Origin of the sequence: Nocardiopsis sp. FR4 (assembly GCF_009830945.1) — a bacterium.
Classification (GTDB): domain Bacteria; phylum Actinomycetota; class Actinomycetes; order Streptosporangiales; family Streptosporangiaceae; genus Nocardiopsis.
This window is the reverse complement of the sequence record NZ_VWVV01000026.1, coordinates 60,851-73,168: the sequence shown is the minus strand read 5'-3', so window position 1 is coordinate 73,168 and position 12,318 is coordinate 60,851. Positions and strand designations below refer to the sequence as shown.

Annotated in this window: 11 protein-coding genes; 5 read left to right on the top strand and 6 right to left on the bottom strand. The window is 65.9% G+C overall.

All coding sequences use genetic code 11. The features are described from left to right. Nucleotides 1–166: 166 nt before the first annotated feature. The 3 genes from FYW95_RS21120 to FYW95_RS21110 all read right to left on the bottom strand — a co-directional run bounded on the left by FYW95_RS21120 (nt 167) and on the right by FYW95_RS21110 (nt 2,237). Complete coding sequence (locus FYW95_RS21120) at nt 167–598, bottom strand: hypothetical protein (protein WP_159944291.1); 432 nt, start codon at nt 596–598, stop codon at nt 167–169. Then, the gene (locus FYW95_RS21115) at nt 595–837 is read right to left on the bottom strand and encodes a hypothetical protein (RefSeq protein ID WP_236567956.1); all 243 of its coding nucleotides are present in this window, start codon (nt 835–837) and stop codon (nt 595–597) included. Before FYW95_RS21115 ends, FYW95_RS21120 begins: the two co-directional genes overlap by 4 nt. A gap of 620 nt (nt 838–1,457) precedes the next feature. Then, nucleotides 1,458–2,237 (bottom strand): GntR family transcriptional regulator, encoded by a 780-nt coding sequence (locus FYW95_RS21110; protein ID WP_159944290.1) that lies wholly within the window; start codon nt 2,235–2,237, stop codon nt 1,458–1,460. 30 nt (nt 2,238–2,267) lie between these two features. On the opposite strand from FYW95_RS21110, the gene FYW95_RS21105 reads away from it, so the two are divergent. Beyond that, complete coding sequence (locus FYW95_RS21105) at nt 2,268–2,723, top strand: NUDIX hydrolase (RefSeq protein ID WP_236567955.1); 456 nt, start codon at nt 2,268–2,270, stop codon at nt 2,721–2,723. A gap of 122 nt (nt 2,724–2,845) precedes the next feature. Here the strand turns inward: FYW95_RS21105 and FYW95_RS21100 are convergent, their stop codons facing one another. Beyond that, nucleotides 2,846–4,570 (bottom strand): AIPR family protein, encoded by a 1,725-nt coding sequence (locus tag FYW95_RS21100; protein WP_159944288.1) that lies wholly within the window; start codon nt 4,568–4,570, stop codon nt 2,846–2,848. A gap of 704 nt (nt 4,571–5,274) precedes the next feature. On the opposite strand from FYW95_RS21100, the gene FYW95_RS21095 reads away from it, so the two are divergent. Both FYW95_RS21095 and FYW95_RS21090 read left to right on the top strand, forming a co-directional pair. Then, a complete protein-coding gene (locus FYW95_RS21095) occupies nt 5,275–5,802 on the top strand; it encodes a hypothetical protein (RefSeq protein WP_236567954.1) in 528 nt (175 codons plus the stop codon). A 119-nt stretch (nt 5,803–5,921) separates the two neighbouring features. Then, nucleotides 5,922–6,257: a DUF1330 domain-containing protein gene (locus FYW95_RS21090; protein WP_159944287.1), complete on the top strand. Its 336-nt coding sequence runs from the start codon at nt 5,922–5,924 to the stop codon at nt 6,255–6,257. Nucleotides 6,258–6,311: 54 nt separating this feature from the next. Here the strand turns inward: FYW95_RS21090 and FYW95_RS21085 are convergent, their stop codons facing one another. After that, on the bottom strand, nt 6,312–6,830 hold the full coding sequence (locus FYW95_RS21085) for a lytic polysaccharide monooxygenase auxiliary activity family 9 protein (RefSeq protein WP_159944286.1): 519 nt from the start codon (nt 6,828–6,830) through the stop codon (nt 6,312–6,314). A 509-nt stretch (nt 6,831–7,339) separates the two neighbouring features. Here FYW95_RS21085 and FYW95_RS21080 point away from each other — a divergent pair. Together FYW95_RS21080 and FYW95_RS21075 are read left to right on the top strand one after the other, a co-directional pair. Next, nucleotides 7,340–8,377, top strand: a complete 1,038-nt coding sequence (locus FYW95_RS21080; protein ID WP_159944285.1) for a DUF4037 domain-containing protein — start codon at nt 7,340–7,342, stop codon at nt 8,375–8,377. A 49-nt stretch (nt 8,378–8,426) separates the two neighbouring features. Beyond that, complete coding sequence (locus tag FYW95_RS21075) at nt 8,427–9,308, top strand: oxygenase MpaB family protein (RefSeq protein ID WP_201294967.1); 882 nt, start codon at nt 8,427–8,429, stop codon at nt 9,306–9,308. On the opposite strand, the gene FYW95_RS21070 is transcribed toward FYW95_RS21075, so the two are convergent. Continuing rightward, a complete protein-coding gene (locus tag FYW95_RS21070) occupies nt 9,244–12,219 on the bottom strand; it encodes an AfsR/SARP family transcriptional regulator (RefSeq protein WP_201294966.1) in 2,976 nt (991 codons plus the stop codon). The genes FYW95_RS21075 and FYW95_RS21070 overlap by 65 nt on opposite strands. Nucleotides 12,220–12,318: the final 99 nt, after the last annotated feature.

Sequence of the window (12,318 nt, the reverse complement as noted above, 5' to 3'; positions counted from 1 at the left end):
CCCCTGTCAGCAGGTGGGGGCACATATGAACCCCCGCCACTGGTCAGAGGACAACGGCGGGAAGCACGCCCCGAGGCGTGCACGTCGCCGCGAAGAAGGGTCCCGCGTGCCCTGGGCCCCGTGGTCTCAGAAGACATCAGGGCACGCGGGGGTCTGAGAGGCGCCGTTAGAAGGGCCGCCAGTGCTGAGCGCGCTGCACGGTGTAGACGGTCAGGTTGTCCACCGTGGCCCCGCACACCGCCCGGCGTTCGGACTCCACCAGCGCGGCAGCTACCAGCGCCACGTCATGGCGTGCGGCTGTCTCGGGTGCCGAGAGCACCGGGGGCACGACCCGGCGGACGTGGTTGCACGCCGCCCCGCCCGCGTCGTGGCAGAGCCCGACGACGTAGGTCAGTCGCAGACGCCGCAGCGCGAGGGACGCGGGCAGCACACACCGGTACCGCTGTGCCAGCGGGGTTCCGTCCGGTCCTGTGGAGAGGGCTTCGTAGGTGATGGACTCCCAGTCCTCACACGCCACCCGCACCCGTACGCCCTGTTCCCGTGCCCAGGCCGTCAGGGTCTCCCGGTCGGCGATCGGGCCGGAGGGTTCGGTGGTCATCGTCGCACCGCCCCAACCGCGATGGCCGTGCGCACCAGGTCACGCAACTCGGCCATGTCGTCGAGTGCGGGGGTCGAACGGGCGATCTGCACCAGCAGGTCGATCCCCCGCCGGTCCCGTTCGGCCCGCTGGGCGCGGCGCCGGTTCTCCAGATGGGTGTAGGGGCCGCGCTGGAGGGAGTAGGCGCGGGGGTCACCCGTGTCCATCACGATGGGGTCCGGGGCGGGCCACAGCTCCACCCGTGCGGGGGTTGGCAGGTAGTAGGGCCGAGGGCCAGTGCGGTGGTGCCTGCCGTGTCGGGTCGGTCGAATCAGAGTCACCCAAGCCCGAATCAGGGCGATAAGGTCGCTCACGTCAGCCTGCTTTCCTCAGGTTGGCCGTGCCCCCGGATGCCTAGCCCGCGTCGCGGGGGTCAGTTGTCTGTGGGCGGTTGCTCCGCTGGCCGGTAGCCATCCGGCCGGAGCGTTCTCCGCCCTTGTGCGTCAGGAGTCCGTACCGGTCCCCCGGCACGCGGTGCATGCCACTACTCGTGTCGCCGGTTCCCGTGCAGTTGAGGAACGCAGCACGACCAGGCGCCGAGAGCGGACGGTTTTGCGTCCGCGTCCACGACAGGACCTGCATCGCTTCGGATCAGAGACGGCGGCATCCACCAAGCACGCTCCAGGGGGACAGGTGGCGCGCCGCTTCGCCAGGTCGCCAGCGCACCGCTCACACCAACGGACTACAGAACACCTCTATACATGAGTCAGTCACATTCACTCATGTATAGGAGTTGTGAGATTAGGTTGCCTCACTCATGTACATGAGTCAACCCTGTTAGGGCACAGAAGCTTGTCCGAGGAGCCAGGGACCGGGTACCTCAGTCCGTGGCGGGGATGCGGTAGTCGAGCACGAACTGGTCAGCGGCCATGATCGTGTCGCACACCTCCACCACACGGCCGACCGTCGTCACGGCGTTGCGCGTCAGGTGGATGATCGGGGAGCCAGGACTCAGGCTCAGGGCACTCGCCTCCTGCTTGGTGGCCAGACGCGCCCGCACAGTCTCGGTGTACTCGGCGAACTCGTGACCGTGTTCTTCCAGCCGGGCGTAGATGCCACCGCCTCCAGGATTCTCCTCGAAGAGTTCAGGGATGTCCCGCGCCACGTCCCACGGCAGGTAGGACGTCGCTTCCTCGGTGGGAGTGCCGTCGCTGAAGTAGAGACGGCGACGGGCAAGAACCTTGTCGCCCTCGTCCACGCCCAGGCGCTCAGCAATCTCGGCGGGAGCCGACACAGGTCCGATGGAAAGGACCTGAACGGTGGGCTTGACCCCGGCCTGTTCGGTCTCGGCGATGTAGGCCGCCTTGCCCGCACGGCGGTGTGAGCGCCGGAAGCGGTCGGAGGACTTGCGGGTGACCGGAGGCCGAGACTTCACGAAGGAGCCCTTGCCCTGGTAGGTCTCCACCAGGCCGGTCGTGCGGAGCTGGGCCACGGCCTTGCGGACCGTGCCCGAGGAGACGCCGTAGCGCTCCATCAGCGCGGTCTCACTCGGGATCTCCTCAGCGGGAGCCAGCCGCCCGGCTCTGATCTGCTCTTCAATGTCGTCCGCGATCTGGAGGTACCGGGGCTTCGCGGACCGCGCCCCTACAGTGCTCGCCATAGTCCTTCTGTTCCTCCTATGCTCCTGCACATGAGTAACAGCACCGGAGACAAGCCGTCAACGCCGCTGCACTCCGTGTCCGTGGCGGGAGCCGTCATCCGCGAAGACGGGCGGATGCTGGTGATCAAGCGCAGGGACAACGGCAACTGGGAGCCACCGGGCGGAGTACTGGAGTTGGACGAGACCCCGCAGGAGGGAGTCGTCCGCGAGGTCCTGGAGGAGACCGGTATCCACGTCGAGGTGGAACAGCTCACGGGCGTCTACAAGAACATGGCCCGCGGAATCGTCGCCCTCGTCTTCCGCTGCAAGCCGCGTGGGGGCGAGAAACGCCCAACAAGCGAAGCCACCACCGTTGAGTGGCTGAGGACCGACGAGATCAAGGGGCACATGGATGAAGTCTATTCGGTCCGCCTCCTAGATGCCCTAGGAACGAATATTCCTTATGTCCGCACCCACGACGGCAAACACTTCTCGTCAAGCCATTAGCGCCCTCACGCAAAGGTTTATTTCCTGATCAAGCAATCGATAGGAAAATTTTTATTTGAAGATCTGATAGCTGCACTTAATAAGAAGAAGAGGCTACCACCCCGAACGGCGATTGATTTAAATCAAAAAGCATCATTAATAAGAAACGAGTGAGAAACCAACTCTCGCGCAAACTGCTGCCTTTTAAGGCGGTCCGTAGAAGGCAAAGTGCCTCCCCCAGCCTGAACAATCATGTTGGCCAAATTTTGGAATACGGAAACCTGCCCCGGCTGCCTAAGGGCAGTAATTATTGCTTCACTATCCCTTTCAGATTGGTTCTTATCCAGAGGCGCTGACTTGTGCTTAAGGACGTGATACTTATACGCCATCAGGAGGTGGTATCGCACCGGCTTGAACGCAGGATCAAGGCCGGTCCTGAAGGCATTCTCAAGCCTATAAGCACCGTAAGCGCTTGCCACATATGGAAGCAGTTTATGAGCTTCCAAGAAAATAGAAGAATTAACTTCGTAATAGAGGTGACTAGGGTACCTAGTCGCCAGGTGCGGCATATCCAAGAACATGGCAGCCACCGCCTTTAGCTGATCATTAATATTTACAACCCTCGCTTTAGTCACCTCCTTCCCATAGAACTGACCTGACCTGCGCTCATACGTGAGACCCACATCCTGTGTATCCAGTCGATAAAACTCTTCGAGACGTTTCTGAAACTTTGTCAGAGCTACAAGGTCATTCTCGCGAACAGCAGTTTGTGAATTTGTGGCTCGGACAATGCTATTCGCCACATCCTCGTTTCCCGTCACTACAATTCTGATTGGGACGAAAACTCGCTCAATATCCTCCCCCAGAGAATCCTTGGCAATATAGATACAGTGGCTAGTCTGACAACCATTGACAATTTGATAATCTGATATCACCACTGCGTCTCCAGGCTTAGGCGAGTACGAGGACGCAACTACCGTAACTCCATTATTCAGAACAGGGAGAAGGTTCTTCTCTTCAGATTTAAGAGTTCCGATGATCTTCTTATTAACGGGATTGTCTATCCCATCAAACCCCCGTACATTATCATAGAAAACTCTTTCGTCCAGAATCCCATTCTCGTCGCCTTGAATCAACTTAAGCAACTCAGAGACAGAAACAACTCCAAGGATAGCCTGGTCCACACCGGTCATCCTCGGTAGATTGACATGTTTCTCCAGCTGGACCTCCACTTCGTTCGCCTTGTTTTTCCTATTCCAGGATTCGTGAATATCATTTGCCCCCAAAACCTCTGCACTAACAGCCCCAATAAAACCAAGAGATTCAACGCTAGACTTTACATCGTTGATGGCACTCGAAATTACTTCACTCTCTACTGAATTCTTAGGAGCAGCGGTGCAGAAGTGAACATTAACAGAGGGTGAACCTTTTAGCTTCCCTGCGTACTCAGAAAACAAAAACGCAAGTGCATCTACTAGCGTCCTTGTCCGTCGGTATGCATGAAAACCTTCCCCCTTAAGGAAATCCTTTACCGACTTACCGAAGTTTAGAATATCAGGGGATGATATTTTCTCCGAGTACTTAGCCTGAATGAAGTAGACGGCAACACTAAGCTGAGAAGCCTGATCACAAACATCGGTGACATCGTCCGAATCCCATACAATCTTTCCGTTTATTTCAATTACAATGACATCAATTCCAATTGTTCCTTGGTCAAGAAGGAGGTCCGTCAACTGAGCCTGAGAAGTGACCTCATCAGGAATCACCAAGGAGGCTGAAAACAACTCGAAGGCATCGGACTGACTGATAGAACCCAGTTCTTCAGATTTACAGAAATTCTTAAACAAACCCTGCACAAGGGGATTCATTGGTTCCTTCCAGGTAAAACTATTGCCGGGTTGAGCTGTATGGGATCAAGGCGACGGCGCGAGCGCCGTCGCGGCGGCCCCCGGCCGCCGCTCGGGCTGCGGGCTGCCGCCCGGTCCCGAGCGCACGGCCGTTGGCCGCACGCACGCAACATCTCTCGGACAGGCCCGTACGGCGAGCAGGGCCAGAGCTGCCCGATACCTCCATGGTGACTCAGGACACAGTCCCCTGTCAGGGCATTTGGTCCCAATGGTTGATGATGTGTTCAGGTCCCGGGGCACCCGATGACGCGACACGGTCTGTCTGGGGTGACCGGCCCCGGCGCCATCGGGCACCCCGGACCGGAGCCTTGGTTGCCGAGTACTGGGGCTGAGGGAGCGGTGACGCAGGCACACGAGAACCCCCGGCCCACCTGGGGTCGGGGGTCCGTGGCAGGGCTCAGAGCGATGCACATTCAGTGCACATGGCTTCGGGAGAGCTCCGGGAACGACAAGAAGCGTCAGGCACGTCGGCCGAGGTCAGGTGCGGTTCCTGGGGTCCGCACACAGGCCAGCGGAGGCCCCCGGTACGGGAAGAGGTCGTGGGTTCAAATCCCGCCACCCCGACCAGCACGAAGGCCGGTCCTACGGGACCGGCCCTCGTCGTTTCTCCAGCCATGCGCCGGAGAAGGGATCCCGTGGTCTGACAGCACCTCCGTCTACGCTCAGTGCGCCCGACGCCCCGACAACGGAGCAGACGCACGAGCCGCCTCCTCAGCCGGAACAGCACACTCGTCTACCCCGACTACGGCATGTTCCAGACCTTCGACCGCGAGGACTACGACGACACGGCCCCAGTTCCCGGCCGCGACGACTTCAGTGTCGGTGAGCGCTCCGTCTACCTCCGCAGCTTCCAGACCAACGTCCTCGTCCGTCTGGGCCTGGAGTCGTGGGAGTCCGAACCGGCCTGGGGCGGAGAGGCCTGGGAGGGCTCGCACACCGCCGCCATCGAACTCGCCACGGGAGTGGTCGGCGTCAACGAGATCACCGCAGGCGCACAACACGACCTGCTCACGCTCCCGGCACCGGGGAGGTACCGGGTCCGGGTCGCGCACCGCAACCGCCGCATGGTCAGTGGGGCCTACATGGCGCTCTTCGACCAGTTCGAGGACAGACACGGGCCAGGATTCACCGCCGCCAAACGCGACCTCGAGGGCCGTGAACAGTACCTGGCCCAGTTCTGGCCCGAACCATAGGCAGCGCCACCGCGGGCCCCGGCGCGGGGAGTCCCGTCCGGGGCGGATAAAAGCCTCGACACCGCCGAGCGGATCTGTGACCGTGGTCCCGACACGACGGGCGGACCGAACGGGGACACATGACCGGCTACGCCATCGGGCACCTGCGCCCGGCCGACATCCATGACGACGTCATCGAGTACATGGAGCGCATCCAGTCGACCCTGGACCCCTTCGGCGGGCGCTTCCTCGTCCACGGCGCCCCGGTCGAGGTGCGGGAGGGGTCGTGGGAGGGCGGCCTCGTCCTCATCGGATTCCCGTCCATCGAGCGGGCGCGGGCCTGGTACGAGTCCCCCGCCTACCAGGAGATCATCCCGCTGCGCGCCGACCACATCGAGGGCGACATCGTCCTCGTCGAGGGTGTGGGACCCGACCACGACTCCGGCGCGTTCGGTCGGTCGCTGCGCGCGTCCTGAGGACGGAGGACCCCCGGTCCGGGCTTGGTGACCGGACCGGGGAGAGGGCGGTTCCTAGCGGATGTTGACGTCCACGCAGGAGTAGAAGGCGTTGGCGGTGTCGGCGACGTTCCACCGGGCCAGGATCGTGTGCCTGCCGTTGTAGCCGGACAGGTTCACGGTGTGCCGAACGGTCGACGGCGGGCGGGCGCCGTTGTCGTTGAAGTTGGCGATGCGGTGGCCGCCGATGAAGTACTCCCAGTTGGCGGTGGCGTGCATGGCGGTCAGGGTCCAGGTGAAGGTCAGGGAGGTGCCGACCTGGGTGACCTGCCAGCCGTAGTTGTTGTCGTCGAGCTCGGAGAAGCGGGCGTTGCCGCCGGAGCAGCTCATCAGGCCCTTGGGGCCCTCCACGCTCTGCGGCTCCCACTGGATGCCGCCGCACTGCACGATGCCCGCGGCGCACTGGGCCTGTCGGCTCATGGGGGCGGAGACGTAGCCGTGGGCGCTGGCGACTCCGGCGGGCATCAGGGTGAAGGTGAGCGCGGTGGCGGCGGCCACGGCCGCGAGGGAGCGGATTCTGCTGCGGATCTTCATGAGCGGGAGCCCTTCTTTCGGGTCACGACCCGGGTCGGGGGTCGTAGCGGGGGTGACCCGGACCGTTTCCGGCCCAGGCGGGCGGAGGGCGTCCAACGGGGCTCGGATATTTCCCCTATGGATGCCGGACGGCGTTGTCCAGGGAATTCCGGAGGGCCGGATATTTCCTTCCACCTGTTGTCGATAGAAGGTAAGTACCCGGTCACCACACGTCAAGGCCGCTGGTGCACGGGGAACGGAGTGCCACCCGTGATCGCTCTACGCGGGAGTAAACATGCCAGTCGACTGGTATGACCTGGCTTTCGCCGCCATTTGCGCCCCCAACTGGAAAGACACCTTACAGTTGACCTGTGTGGTCTATTCGGAAAACGCGTCCGCCCATTCGCGCACCGGGCTTCCCCGGGGCTGCATCTAACCTCGAAGATAGATTTTCCTTACCTGCTGCCGCGCCGGGTCGCGCCCGGAAAAACCATGGCCGCCGCCGGGCCGCGCCCTTAGGCTTGTCGGCCATGTCCCCCGTGTTCCTCCCCGGCCCGGAGCTGTCCCGGGCCCTGTACACCGACGCGGTCGCACCGCTGCTCTCGGACGGTCCTCCGCACGCCGCCGCCCTGGTCGGCCCCGGCTCCGAGGTCCTCGGACTGGACACCGAGCGCTCCACCGACCACGGGTGGGGGCCGCGCCTGCAGCTCTTCCTGCCCGACCCCGACGACCGCCGACGGGTGCTGGACCTGCTCGACGAGGGCCTGCCCGACCGGGTACACGGCTGGCCGACCCGCTTCACACCCGCGAAGGACGATCCCGGGACCTGGCTGCTGGACCCCGACGGCCGGCACCGGGTGGAGGTGCGCGACCTCGGTGAGTGGCTGGCCGAACGGCTGGGCTTCGACCCGCGCACGGATGCGGCCACCGCCGACTGGCTCTCCGCACCCACCCAGCGGTTCGCCGAGGTGGTCGGCGGTGCTGTCTTCCACGACGGCCACGGAGAGCTCACCCGGGTCCGGCGGCGGCTGGAGTGGTACCCCGACGACGTGTGGCGCTACGTGCTGGCCTGCCAGTGGCTGCGCGTGTCCCAGGAGGAGCCCTTCCCGGGTCGCTGCGCCGAGGCGGGCGACCGCCTGGGCGCCAGGGTGGTCGCCGCCCGGCTGGCCCGCGACCTCATGCGCCTGGCCCTGCTGCTGTCCCGCCGCTACCCGCCCTACTCCAAGTGGTTGGGCAGCGCCTTCTCCAGAATGCCCGAGGCGGAGGCGCTCACCCCTGCGCTGTCCCGGGCCCTGGACGCGGACACCGCCGCCCTCGCCGAGGCCTGCTCACTCCTCGCCGCCTGGCAGAACCGCACCGGCCTGGCCGAACCGCTGGACCCCGCTCCGCGGCCCTTCCACGGCCGTCCCTGGCCGGTCCTGGACGCGGCCCGGTTCACCCGGGCGCTGCTGGACCGGATCAGCGACCCGCAGCTGGCCGGACGCCCTCCCGTGGGCGCGGTGGACCAGTTCGTGGACAGCACCGACGCCCTGAGCCGACCGGAGGTGTTCCGCTCCCTGAGTCCGTGAGGGGCGTGCCCCCTCCGCCATGCGGCCGGCGTGCCGTACGATCCCTGGCATGCGCCGATCATCCGACGACTCAGCCCTGCGGCGGATCAGCGGGGAGGCCTGCGTCCTCGGCGGAGCGACGTACGCCGTCCTGCTCCAGATCGCCCACCCCAGCGTCGCCTGGGGCGTGCACGACCACAGCGACCTCGCCGCCCGGCCGTTCGACCGCCTGCTGGGCACCCTGTACTTCGTGTACGGGACCGTCTACGGCACCGAGGAGGAGAGGCAGCGCCTGCACGCCATCGTGCGGGCCCTGCACCGGAAGGTGACCGGACCGGACTACCGGGCGCTCGACCACGACCTGCTGCTGTGGGTGGCCGCCACCCTGTACCACTCCTCCGCGCGCCTGCACGCGTTGGTGTTCGGTGACCCCGGTGAGGAGGAGCGCGCCCTGCACCTGCGCGAGGCGTCGGTGTTCGCCACCGCCCTGGGCCTGCCCGGGGAGGAGTGGCCCGCGACCCCGGCGGAGTTCGGCTCCTACTGGGACGACACCGTGAAGGGCCTGCGCGTCGGCGAGGAGGCCCGCGTCATCACCGAGCAGCTCCTCCGGCCCGACAACGCCCTGCTGCGCGTGTTCATGCGGGTACAGTGCCTGCTCAGCGGCGGCCTGCTCCCGCCCGACCTGCGCGAGCGGTTCGGCATCCCCTGGTCCCAGGGGCACCAGCGCCGATTCGACCGGATCGTGCGGGTGACACGCGCGGTCTACCCCCGTGTCCCCCGGCCGGTCCGCGTCCTGCCCGCCACCCTGTGCCTGTGGTCCATGCGGCGCGGAACCCTGGGGCCGCGCTGGCTGGCGCCGCCCCGGCCGGAAGCGCGCCGCCGAGCCGTCAGGACTCCAGCTCATCCAGGGCCCGGCGTGCCCGCGCCGCCTCGGACAGACCCAGGTCGGTGAAGATCTCCTCCGCCTCGCGCAGGAAGTCCCGGGCCCGGTCGCCCGCCACGGTCGGCAGCTGTCCCAGGGCCAGCGCGGCGCGGGCGACCATGTAGCGCTCACTGCGCTCGACCGCGATCGCCCGGGCCCGCTCCAGCTCCTCGGCGGCCTCCGCGTGCCGCCCCGCGGCCGCGTGGGTGATCCCCAGGTCGGTGCGGATCTCGGCGTCGCCGCTGCGGTGGCCGGACTTCTCCGCCAGGGTCAGGGCCTCGGTGTGGGACTCCACCGCCTGGTCCCACGACCCCGCGGCCCGGTGGGCGACGCCCAGGGCGTTGTGCACGTAGACCTGGTTGCCCAGCAGTTGGAGACGCAGGGACAGCTCCAGCGCCTCGTTCAGGTCCTGGAAGGCCAGCTCCAGTTCTCCCAGGCCGATCCGGGCCTCTCCCATGACGCGCTTGGCCTGGGCCCGGGCCTCGTTCTGGTCCCCGCCCGCCGCCTTCGCCACGGCCCGCTCAGCGCAGTGCAGCGCTGCGGCGTGCTCCCCGAGCGTCTGCTTCATCACCGCGAGGTTGCCCCACTGGAGCGCCTCCAGCCGAGCGTCGTCCAGTTGAACGGCGTAGTCCAGCACTCCTTGGATGGCCTCGGCCGCGTCTTGGAGGCGTCCGACGCGTTCGTAGACCATGCCCAGATTCGCCAGGGCACGGATGATGCCCCTGTTGTCGTCGAGCGAGTCAAGCAGGTCCCGGGCCTCCAGGAGGAGACGCAACGATTCGTCGAAGCGCCCCGAGAGACAGTGGGCGATGCCCAGTCCGATGAGGGTCACCGCGCGCCCGCGCCGGTTCCCCTGCTTGTCGCTGATCTGGAGTGCCCGCTGATGTGAGCTGATCAAGAGGCCCATCTGGCCGTGGAGGGCGTAGAAGCGCCACACCGCGTCGGCCATCCGCCAGGCGTACTCGCCGTTGTCATGCGAGGCGAAGTACTCGATCGTCTCCGCCAGGTTCTCCTGGTGCAGGGTGAACCAGTTCTCCGCGTCCTCGCGGACGGACAGTTCCGTCCTGTAGCTGGGTACGACATCGAAGTCGTCGTGTCCCCGCGGTCCCAGGAGGTCGGCGGCCTGCTGGGCGGTCGCCATGTAGTGCTCCGCCAGACGAAGCCTGGCCGCGTCGATCTCCTCAGCGGCCAGTGTGGTCGCCGCGCGCTCCCGGGAGAAGGCACCGATGAGGTCGTGCAGGCGGTACACGTCCCCCTGGGGTTCCTCCAGCAGGCACATCCCGACCAGCTCCTGGAGGATGTCGTCGGCGTCCTCCACCGACATGTCCAGCAGCGCCGCCGCCCCGCCGAGGTCGATGGTGCTGCCGATCATCAGGCCCAGGAGGAGGAAGGCCCGGCCCTGTTCCTGGTTGAGGCTCTGGTACGACAGGTCGATGGCGGCTTCGACGCTCTGCCCCTCGACCTGGAGTTCCCGGAACCTGCGGTTCTGCTCGTTGAGCCGCCGGGCCACGTGCGAGAACGACCATCTGGGACGGCTGAGCATGCGGCCGGCGACCACGCGCAGGGCAAGCGGAAGGCCTCCGCAGACGCGGATGATCTCTCGGGCCTGGTCCTGCTCCCTCTGAACGCGTTCGTCACCGAGCACACGTCCGAAGAGCTCCAGGGAGGACCGCTCGTCGAACACCCCGAGGGAGAGGAAGCGGGCGCCGCTGAGCCCGGAGAGCTCGTTGCGGGTCGTGACCAGGGTCAGCGACCCCGGGGACGACGGCAGGAGCGGGCTGACCTGGGCGTAGCTGAAGGCGTTGTCGAGCACGACCAGCACCCTGCGTCCCATGAGGGTGGCCCGCCACAGTGCCGAGCGCTCGTCCAGGGACTCGGGCACCTCCTCGGGCTCGACCCCGACCGCGCGCAACAGAGCGCCGAGCGCGGACGCGGCGTCCAGCGGCTCCCGGTCCGGGGTGTAGCCGTACAGGTCGATGAACAGCTGTCCGTCGGGGTAGCGTTTGGCCACCTCGTAACCGAAGCGCACCGCTGTGGTCGTCTTGCCCTCGCCGCCGCTGCCCGTGATGACGCAGACCTGGGCGCGGTCCTCCCCGGCACGGGCCACCTCGTCCAGCTGCCGCAGGGAATCGTGGCGTCCGGTGAAGTCGGGCAGGTCCCGGGGGAGGTCGTTGCGCACCACGAAACGCGTGCCCTGCTCGGCGGCCGGTTCGTCCGGCTCCTCCGGGAGGTCGTCCTGGAGGATGCGGGTGTGCAGGGTGGTGAGCTCCGGACCCGGGTCGACGCCCAGTTCCTCGGCGAGCCTGGACCGGAACTCCTCGTAGACGGAGAGCGCCCTGGCGCGTTCGTTGTCGCGCCACAGCGCCGTGATGAGCAGGTGGTGCAGGCGCTCCCGGAACGGCTCCTCGGTGATCAGGGGGGTCAGGCGGGAGACCACGTCGGAGTATCTGCCCAGTTCCAGGGCGCGGGTGGCCCAGGCGATGACGGAGGACCAGCGTTCCTCCTTCAGGGGGGCCACCACGGAGTGGTCCAGGTACTCCGAGCCGACACCGGAGAAGGGAACCCCGCGCCAGCACTCCAGGGCGCGTTCCAGCAGCTCGACCGCTTCCTCGGGGTCGGAGGAAGCAGCGGCCTCCCGCAGCCGCCGGAAGCGGTGGAGGTCCACGGAGTCCGGGTCGACGTCGAGGGTGTAGCCGCCCGACGTCGTGGCGATGATGCCGGGAAGGGCGCGGCGCAGGTGGGAGACCTGGACCTGGATGACCGATCGCGCGGTACGGGGCGGATCATCGCTCCAGAGGTAACCGATGAGCTGTTCGATGGTTACCTCGCGCCCCAGATGCACCAGCAATGCGCCCAGCACGCAGAGCTGGCGCGGACCGCCGACCGGAACGGGTCGGCCGTCGGACCAGACGGTGATGGGGCCAAGGACGCCGAATTCCACAAACAGCCACCCTAGCAAGGGTCATTGGCGGAAAAAGGGAATCCGGGTACGCCAAAGGCTCCGAGCACCCCCTCAATCCAGGCACCCGGAGTGACCTTC

Bases quoted from the DNA above. Each gene is read 5' to 3' on its own strand.
- FYW95_RS21120 (WP_159944291.1), bottom strand. From the start codon at position 598: ATGACCACCGAACCCTCCGGCCCGATCGCCGACCGGGAGACCCTGACG.
- FYW95_RS21110 (WP_159944290.1), bottom strand. From the start codon at position 2,237: ATGGCGAGCACTGTAGGGGCGCGGTCCGCGAAGCCCCGGTACCTCCAG.
- FYW95_RS21105 (WP_236567955.1), top strand. From the start codon at position 2,268: ATGAGTAACAGCACCGGAGACAAGCCGTCAACGCCGCTGCACTCCGTG.
- FYW95_RS21100 (WP_159944288.1), bottom strand. From the start codon at position 4,570: ATGAATCCCCTTGTGCAGGGTTTGTTTAAGAATTTCTGTAAATCTGAA.
- FYW95_RS21090 (WP_159944287.1), top strand. From the start codon at position 5,922: ATGACCGGCTACGCCATCGGGCACCTGCGCCCGGCCGACATCCATGAC.
- FYW95_RS21085 (WP_159944286.1), bottom strand. From the start codon at position 6,830: ATGAAGATCCGCAGCAGAATCCGCTCCCTCGCGGCCGTGGCCGCCGCC.
- FYW95_RS21080 (WP_159944285.1), top strand. From the start codon at position 7,340: ATGTCCCCCGTGTTCCTCCCCGGCCCGGAGCTGTCCCGGGCCCTGTAC.
- FYW95_RS21075 (WP_201294967.1), top strand. From the start codon at position 8,427: ATGCGCCGATCATCCGACGACTCAGCCCTGCGGCGGATCAGCGGGGAG.